Below are 7,631 nucleotides of genomic sequence, written 5' to 3'. Positions count from 1 at the left end.
ATGCGGAACAAAAATTTCACACGAACAAGGTGTAAAATGTACAACATTAAAATGTCCTGAATGCGGTAAAACAATGATAAGAGAAGAATTACTTAATAAATAAAAATTGAATGAAAAAATTATTTGCCGTACCAACAATTGACGAAAAATTATGTGCTCATTTCGGGCGTTGTGAAAAATTTGCGGTTATTGAAACCGAAGGTCAAAGAATTTACAATATTGAATTTCATACACCTCCTGTGCATGAGCCAGGTTCTTATCCTAGATTTTTAGCGGAAAAAGGAGTAAGTGCAATTATTTCCGGTGGAATGGGAATAAAAGCCCAGGACCTTTTTTCTCAAAATAATATTGAGGTTATAATGGGAATTAATTCCGAAAATCCAAAAATATTAGTTGAGCAATATTTACAAAACCAACTTAAAGAAGGTGATAATCTTTGTGATCATTAATTTTGAAACCAACAGTTTTTAAGGTTATTTATAACCTAATTAATAAAATTTCAAACACATGAAACACCCTATACGCCTAGGCAGGAGCATGATTATTTAATGAAATTTGAAATAATATCGAATAAAGAACAAGGAATAACGAATACTGAAATAAAAAAAATAAATATCAGGTATTATTTCAGATAGTTAAAACTTCATTATTCAAAATTCCTTGTTCAGTATTCATTATTAAAAGGAATTAGACAAATGAAAATAATTTTTAACAAAAATGTAAAAAGATGAAAATAGCAATAGCAAGCGGAAAAGGAGGAACAGGTAAAACTACCTTATCGACCAACCTTGCAGCCTATTTGTCGGAAACAGAAAAGGTAGTTTTGAATGACCTTGATGTAGAAGAACCAAATTCAGGGCTGTTTATTAAAGGTAAATTAATTCATAAGGAAGATAAATATAAAATGATTCCTGAATGGATAGAGGATAAATGTACACTTTGTGGTATTTGTCAGGATGTTTGTAATTACAATGCAATTGTTCAAATTGATCCGAAAATTATTGTATTTCCTCCATTATGCCACAGTTGTTATGCATGCTCAGAGTTGTGTCCCGAAGCGGCACTACCAATGGTTCCTAAAAAAATAGGCGAGCTAAAACATTTTGAATACAATAAGCTTTCTTTTATTGAAAGCAAACTTGATATTGGCGAAGAGCAAGCTGTACCTCTGATAGCTCAAACTCAGAAATATACCGATGAACATTTTTCCGATGATACAATTAAATTATACGATTCACCTCCGGGAACATCTTGTCCTGTTATTGAAGCCACTAAAGATGCCGATTTTGTAATTCTTGTAACAGAGCCAACCCCTTTCGGATTTCACGACCTGAAACTTGCAATTGAAACAATGAAAGCATTAAAAAAAGAATTTGCTGTTGTTGTAAACCGCTTTGGTATTGGTAATGATGATGTTTTGGATTATTGCGAAAAAGAAAAAATTCCTATTATTGCAAAAATTCCTAACAGCAGAAAAATAGCAGAATTATATTCTCATGGAGAACTAATTTACGAAAAGGTGCCTGAAGTAAAACTACAATTAAAAGCAATTAAAGATTACATTTTGAAGATGATAGAAGGAGGTAAAAGATGAAAGAGATAGTTGTAATTTCAGGAAAGGGAGGAACAGGAAAAACATCCATTACAGCTTCTTTTGCATATTTGAGTGGAAAAGATATAGTTGTTGCAGATTGTGATGTTGATGCTGCCGATATGCATCTTTTGATGAAACCTGATTTTAAAGAATCAGAAGATTTTTATAGTGGTGAAATAGCAAAAATTGATCAGGATAAATGTACTAACTGTGGAGATTGTGCAAACGTATGCCGTTTTGATGCTATTCCTGTTATAAATGGAGAGTACATAGTTGATCCTTTAAGTTGTGAAGGATGTGGTTATTGTGCCCGTATTTGTCCAGTGGATGCGATAACTAATGAATTGCAAATTGTAGGAGAACAATATGTTTCAACAACAAGAGTTGGAAGTAAAATGCTTCATGCAAAACTTAGCATAGGTGCAGACAATTCAGGGAAGTTGGTTGCTAAAGTAAAAGATGAAGCAAAAAAAATTGCAAAAAATAACAATAAAGATTTTGTTTTGATTGACGGTTCACCGGGCATTGGTTGCCCTGTAGTTTCTTCAATTACAGGAGCTAACTTTGTTTTGTTGGTAACCGAACCCTCGGTTTCAGGATTGCATGATTTGAAAAGAGTTTATCAAATTGTAAAAAAATTCCAAATAAAAGCAGGTTGTATTATTAATAAATCAGATATTAATCCTAAATTTGTAAAAGAAATAAAAGAATTTCTTAACGAGGAAGGCATTGTTCATATTTCAAATTTGCCTTATGATGAAAATTTTACAAAGGCAATGACTATTGGACAAACCATTGTGGAGTATGATAAAGGTGATTTAACAAAAATTTTAACTAAAAGTTGGAATAAAATAAAAGGAGAATTATTATGAAAAAATCTATGAATTTGTTTGAAGATTTGAATTGGGAAAATGCTGATGATTATTTTCAAGGAACACAAAGAAAAGTATTAAGGGATGAAAATGGTGCAAATACAATTTTATTAAAATTGCCAAAAGGTTTTTACAGAGCACCTCATTCTCATCTTGCTACTGAACAACACCTTGTTCTTGAAGGAGAATATATGAGTAATGGAAAAAAATTCAAAAAAGGATCTTATCAGATTTATTCAGCAGGTGATGAGCATGGTCCTTTTGAATCAGAAAACGGTGCTTTAATTCTAGTTATTTGGGATCCATTAAAAATACAAAAGTAAATTTTTAATAAAATTCCACAAACATTAAATTAGTCAATTTATGAGAACAGCATTTGCGTCTGATAATGGGAAAGGATTTATTGACAGACATTTTGGTGATTCTGATTATTACTATATTTATGAAATTTCTTCAAATAAAATTGAATTTATAAAAAAAATTAGCAATACAACTGAAGAAGAGGAAATTCATGCAGACCCAAAGAAAGCTAAAGGAGTTGTAACAATGCTTAAGGATGATAGTGTTAAGGTCGTTGTTTCCAAAATATACGGACCTAATATCAAAAGAATAAACAAAAAATTCGTTTGTATTTTAATGAATGACAAGAATATTTCTGATAGCATAAAAACAATTCAGGAAAAATTTATGATTATTTTGGATGAATGGGACAAAGGGGAAAGTAGAAAGCATTTAAATTTTAAAAACTCTTAAAATGAAACTTCAACACATAGCATTTTCAGTATCAAATATTGATGAAGTTGAAAAATTTTATGCTGACATTCTTGAAATGAAGAAATTAAAGAGCTTTGTTTTAAAAAAGGAATTAGCACATAAGATATTCAATATTAACGAAGATACAGCTGTTTTTTTGATGGGAAAAGAGGAATTAACTTTTGAAATCTTTGTAAGCAATCAAAAAGTTGAAAAAGGATTTGCACATATTTGTATTTCTGTAAAAGACAGGGAGAAACTAATTGAAAAAGTAGAAGCTCAAAAATATGAATGTATCCGTATAGAAAGGGATAATTTTGATTTGATTTTTATCAAAGATAAAAATGGTAATATTTTTGAAATCAAAGAAATAAGATGAAACAGTTAAAGTAAAACTACAATGCCTAAAACAAAAGCTTTTGACGATAATATAGGAGAATATGAAAAATGGTTTGTCGAAAATCACTTTGTTTTTCAATCCGAAATAAATGCGATTAAAAAAGCAATACCTAGCAAAGGAAAAGGAATTGAAATTGGAATAGGCAGTGGAATTTTTGCAGAACATCTTGGGATTAGTGACGGAATAGAACCATCAAAGGCAATGCGTGAAAAAGCTAAAACAAGAAATATCAATGCAGTTAATGCTGTTGCCGAAAATTTACCTTATCAAAATTCAAGTGTTGACTTTGCTTTAATGGTTACTACTATTTGTTTTGTTGATGATATTTACAAATCTTTTGAAGAAGTAAATCGTGTATTAAAAAATAATGCTGAGTTAATTATTGGATTTGTAGATGAAGACAGTACTGTAGGTAAATCCTATTTGAAACACAAAAATGAAAGTTTATTTTACAAAGAAGCTACTTTTTACAGTACAAAAGAATTGTTGGATATTTTAAAGAAAACAAATTTTGAAATTGAAAATATTTATCAAACAATTTTTGGAAAATTGAATGAAATAAATGAAGTGCAGGAAGTAAAACCCAACTATGGAGAAGGTAGTTTTGTAGTTGTGAAAGCAAAAAAGAAGAAATAAAAAAATAGGAGTTGGTAGGAGCAAAATTTCTTAACTTTCATTTTTAAACTCCTTTCAATTGAAACAAAACAGAAAATATTATGAATATATCTAACAGAGTAAATCAACTAAAAAAATCGGCAATTCACGAAATGACAAGATTGTCAAAACAATATGATGATGTTGCATTTTTGTCGTGGGCAAAACCTACAACAGGAACCCCAAAACATATTAATGATGCAGTAATTTCAGCAATTAACAATGGATTAACCGCTGGATATTCTCAAAGTGAAGGACTGCCCGAATTAAGAGAAGAAATTGTAAAAAAACTTAAACGGGATAATAATATTAATGCGAATACAAATCAGATAATTGTAACCGTAGGAGCAATCGAAGGGCTTGCGGCTTCTGTTATGGCAACTATTGACCCGGGCGATGAAGTAATTCTTCCTACTCCAACATACTCAACTCATATCACACAAGTTAGGCTTGCTTCAGGCACTCCTGTTTTAGTTCCGTTAATTGAGGAAAATAATTTTGCTTTAGATATTGAAGCTATTGAAAAAGCTATTACTCCCAAAACAAAAGCAATAATGTATTGTAGCCCCAGCAATCCCACAGGAACAGTTTTTTCTGAAAAAGATTTGCGTAAATTAGCAAAAATAGCGATTGAAAATAATCTTACAATTATTACTGACGAAGCTTATGAATATTTTGTTTTTGATGATAAAAAACATTTTAGCATTGCTTCTATACCTGAGTTAAAAAAGAATGTAATTACCAATTATACTTTTACAAAAACTTATGCAATGACAGGTTGGCGTATAGGATATTTACATGCTGATGAAGAAATTCTTGCTCAGATTAAAAAAGCTCATATTCCATTTGCTATTTGTGCTCCTGTAGCTTCACAATATGCCGCAATAGCCGCATTAAAAGGAAGTCAGGATTGTATTAAAGAATTCGGACAACATTATTTGAAAGCAAGAAATCTGATGTGTGAACGATTAGATAATTTAAACAACATTTTTCAATATGTTAAACCTGATGGTTCGTATTTGATGTTTCCAAAAATACTTACAGAAAATGGAAAAGATTCATTTGCTTTTAGCAAAGATTTATTAGAGAAAGTTCAAGTTTCTACAACACCGGGAATTGCATTTGGACCAACAGGCGAAGGACATATTAGACTTTCATTTTGTGTTCCCGAAGAAATGATTAATAAAGCCTTTGATAGAATAGAAAAATATTTTCGATAAAATTTATTTTATGAAACTTATCAGGAAAATGAAAAAGTAACAACACTGTTGACACAAATTTGATTTGAAAAAAACCAAAGTTTTTAATGATGGAAAGAAATTTATGAAATAACGATGGAACCTTTAGAATTACTAATCTTAAAATATAAATTCGAAATAGATAAAATTGAAAGTATCAGTAGCGGATTAAAATATACGGCTGTGCTTTTAAAAAACGGAAATATAGGCGTTTGTGCAAATTTGGGTCATAAAATTTCTGCTAAGAAAGATGATTATTTAAGTCAGGATTTAAAAAAATTCTCCCATAGAATTGTTATTAATGCATATTTCAATGCTTTGCTAAATTATTCGTTTAATTCAAAAAGTGATGTTGATATTTTTCAAGTTATTAATTTTAAAAAATATAATCAAATTGTGATGCTCGGTTTTATTGAACCTATTGCTGAGAAATTTAATGAATTAAAAATTCCAATAAATATTTTTGATTTTCAGAAAGAAGATAAAAATTTGATTCCTATTTCGGAACAGAAAAAACTTTTGAAAGAAGCAGATGCAGTAATTTTAACTTCAACATCTATTTTTAATAATTCTTTTTTGGACTCAATAAATGCGACAAAAGACAAATGTGATATTTTTATGATAGGTCCTTCTTCAATTATGACTCCTGAATTATTGGAATACAAAAACATTGAAATGATTTTTGGTTCTACTTTTGAAAAATCTGATGATAGGGTGCTAAAACTTATACGAGAGAATGAAGGAACAAGAAAATTTTTGAAATTTGGGAATAAAGGTATTTTAAATAAAAAATAAAAGATGAAAACATTTTTAGATTGTATTCCTTGCATGATGAGTCAGGCTTTACGTGCCGGAAGAATGGCAACAAATGATGAGGAGAAAATAAAAGAATTACTTGATAGTGTTGGAGAAATGATAAAGGATATTCCTCTTGGAAACACACCTCCTCAAACTGGGGATCTCATTTATAAAAAAGTAAGAGAAATAACAGGAGTTGTTGACCCTTACAAAAAAGTAAAAGAGGAAAATATTAAGGAAGCTTTGTTTTTATATCCCGAATTAAAAGAAATTATAAAAAAATCAGACAACAGACTTTTAACAGCAATTCGTATTGCTATCGCAGGAAATGTAATAGATTTTGGCGTTGGTAAAGATTTTAATATTGAAGAAGATATTAAAAAAGTTTTGCAACAAGAATTTGGTATTTTTCATTTCAATGAATTTGTAAAACATCTCGAAAAAGCTAATAACATACTTTACATTGGAGACAATGCAGGAGAATCAGTTTTTGACAAATTATTAATTGAAGAATTAAATAGAGATATAATCTATGCTGTACGTGATATTCCTGTAATTAATGATGTGGTTTATCAAGATGCTGTTGACTCGGGAATTGATGAAGTTGCAGAAATTATTTCATCAGGAAGTTCAGCTCCGGCAGTTATTCCCGAATTATGTAGCGATGAATTTATGAAAATATTTAATTCTGCCGATATGGTTATTAGTAAAGGGCAAGGAAATTATGAAGGGCTTTCAAATGTTAATCGTTCTGTGTTTTTTCTTTTAAAAGCAAAATGCCATGTAATTGCAAATGACTTAAAGGTTAAAGAAAATGATATAATTTTGAAAGGAATTAATTCTTAAAAAATCACAGTTTTATGAAAATTAATAATGAAATAATTTATAAACCGATAGGAATTATCCATACAGCTTTTACAGAAGCCAAAGGAACACCAATACAAGCTTCTGTTGCTAAAGATACAGCAGGAGAAATAGAAATATTTGAAGAATATATTGAAGGATTAACTGATTTGGAAGAATATTCACATATCATATTGTTATACCATTTTCATTTAACAGCGAAAACAGGATTATTAGTAAAACCATTTATGGACAATCAAACACATGGCGTTTTTTCAACACGTGCACCAAGCAGGCCAAATCCAATAGGAATTTCTACTGTACGTCTTATTGATATTTTAGGCAATAAGTTGCAAATTAAAGATGTTGACATTATTGATGGGACTTATCTTTTAGACATTAAACCCTTTATTCCTGAATTTGATTTGAGAGATGTAAAAAAAACAGGCTGGGTAAAAAACAATATGTATAAACTTGCA

The 7,631-nt window shown here is 29.9% G+C and carries 11 protein-coding genes; all 11 read left to right on the top strand.

What is annotated here, in order from left to right:
* Positions 1 to 110 precede the first annotated feature (110 nt).
* Positions 111 to 449 (top strand): NifB/NifX family molybdenum-iron cluster-binding protein, encoded by a 339-nt coding sequence (locus U9R42_03455; protein ID MEA3495073.1) that lies wholly within the window; start codon positions 111 to 113, stop codon positions 447 to 449.
* 278 nt (positions 450 to 727) lie between these two features.
* Positions 728 to 1,594 (top strand): ATP-binding protein, encoded by an 867-nt coding sequence (locus U9R42_03450; protein MEA3495072.1) that lies wholly within the window; start codon positions 728 to 730, stop codon positions 1,592 to 1,594.
* Positions 1,591 to 2,466, top strand: coding sequence for an ATP-binding protein (locus U9R42_03445; GenBank protein MEA3495071.1), 876 nt, complete (start codon positions 1,591 to 1,593; stop codon positions 2,464 to 2,466). The genes U9R42_03450 and U9R42_03445 overlap by 4 nt, the downstream gene beginning before the upstream one ends.
* Positions 2,463 to 2,789 (top strand): cupin domain-containing protein, encoded by a 327-nt coding sequence (locus U9R42_03440; protein ID MEA3495070.1) that lies wholly within the window; start codon positions 2,463 to 2,465, stop codon positions 2,787 to 2,789. Before U9R42_03445 ends, U9R42_03440 begins: the two co-directional genes overlap by 4 nt.
* A 40-nt stretch (positions 2,790 to 2,829) precedes the next feature.
* Entirely contained in the window at positions 2,830 to 3,219 is a 390-nt protein-coding gene (locus U9R42_03435) for a NifB/NifX family molybdenum-iron cluster-binding protein (protein ID MEA3495069.1), read from the top strand.
* Position 3,220: 1 nt separating this feature from the next.
* Positions 3,221 to 3,598, top strand: coding sequence for a VOC family protein (locus tag U9R42_03430; protein ID MEA3495068.1), 378 nt, complete (start codon positions 3,221 to 3,223; stop codon positions 3,596 to 3,598).
* A 21-nt stretch (positions 3,599 to 3,619) separates the two neighbouring features.
* Positions 3,620 to 4,255 carry a class I SAM-dependent methyltransferase gene (locus U9R42_03425; protein ID MEA3495067.1) on the top strand — a complete coding sequence of 212 codons (636 nt, stop codon included), beginning with the start codon at positions 3,620 to 3,622 and terminating at the stop codon, positions 4,253 to 4,255.
* Between the two features lie 80 nt (positions 4,256 to 4,335).
* The gene (locus U9R42_03420) at positions 4,336 to 5,493 is read left to right on the top strand and encodes a pyridoxal phosphate-dependent aminotransferase (protein ID MEA3495066.1); all 1,158 of its coding nucleotides are present in this window, start codon (positions 4,336 to 4,338) and stop codon (positions 5,491 to 5,493) included.
* Between the two features lie 114 nt (positions 5,494 to 5,607).
* Positions 5,608 to 6,306, top strand: coding sequence for a DUF364 domain-containing protein (locus U9R42_03415; protein MEA3495065.1), 699 nt, complete (start codon positions 5,608 to 5,610; stop codon positions 6,304 to 6,306).
* Positions 6,307 to 6,309: 3 nt separating this feature from the next.
* Positions 6,310 to 7,155 (top strand): ARMT1-like domain-containing protein, encoded by an 846-nt coding sequence (locus U9R42_03410; GenBank protein MEA3495064.1) that lies wholly within the window; start codon positions 6,310 to 6,312, stop codon positions 7,153 to 7,155.
* A gap of 14 nt (positions 7,156 to 7,169) precedes the next feature.
* The coding region (gene tsaA, locus U9R42_03405; protein MEA3495063.1) for a tRNA (N6-threonylcarbamoyladenosine(37)-N6)-methyltransferase TrmO at positions 7,170 to 7,631 on the top strand (462 nt) is incomplete at its 3' end.

This window comes from Bacteroidota bacterium (assembly GCA_034723125.1).
Taxonomy (GTDB): domain Bacteria; phylum Bacteroidota; class Bacteroidia; order CAILMK01; family JAAYUY01; genus JAYEOP01.
The sequence above is the reverse complement of the archived record's forward strand: the minus strand, read 5'-3'. Positions and strand labels throughout refer to the sequence as shown.

Coding starts and splice junctions, on each gene's coding strand:
- U9R42_03455 (MEA3495073.1), top strand. CDS start 111: ATGAAAAAATTATTTGCCGTACCAACAATTGACGAAAAATTATGTGCT.
- U9R42_03450 (MEA3495072.1), top strand. CDS start 728: ATGAAAATAGCAATAGCAAGCGGAAAAGGAGGAACAGGTAAAACTACC.
- U9R42_03445 (MEA3495071.1), top strand. CDS start 1,591: ATGAAAGAGATAGTTGTAATTTCAGGAAAGGGAGGAACAGGAAAAACA.
- U9R42_03440 (MEA3495070.1), top strand. CDS start 2,463: ATGAAAAAATCTATGAATTTGTTTGAAGATTTGAATTGGGAAAATGCT.
- U9R42_03435 (MEA3495069.1), top strand. CDS start 2,830: ATGAGAACAGCATTTGCGTCTGATAATGGGAAAGGATTTATTGACAGA.
- U9R42_03430 (MEA3495068.1), top strand. CDS start 3,221: ATGAAACTTCAACACATAGCATTTTCAGTATCAAATATTGATGAAGTT.
- U9R42_03425 (MEA3495067.1), top strand. CDS start 3,620: ATGCCTAAAACAAAAGCTTTTGACGATAATATAGGAGAATATGAAAAA.
- U9R42_03420 (MEA3495066.1), top strand. CDS start 4,336: ATGAATATATCTAACAGAGTAAATCAACTAAAAAAATCGGCAATTCAC.
- U9R42_03415 (MEA3495065.1), top strand. CDS start 5,608: ATGGAACCTTTAGAATTACTAATCTTAAAATATAAATTCGAAATAGAT.
- U9R42_03410 (MEA3495064.1), top strand. CDS start 6,310: ATGAAAACATTTTTAGATTGTATTCCTTGCATGATGAGTCAGGCTTTA.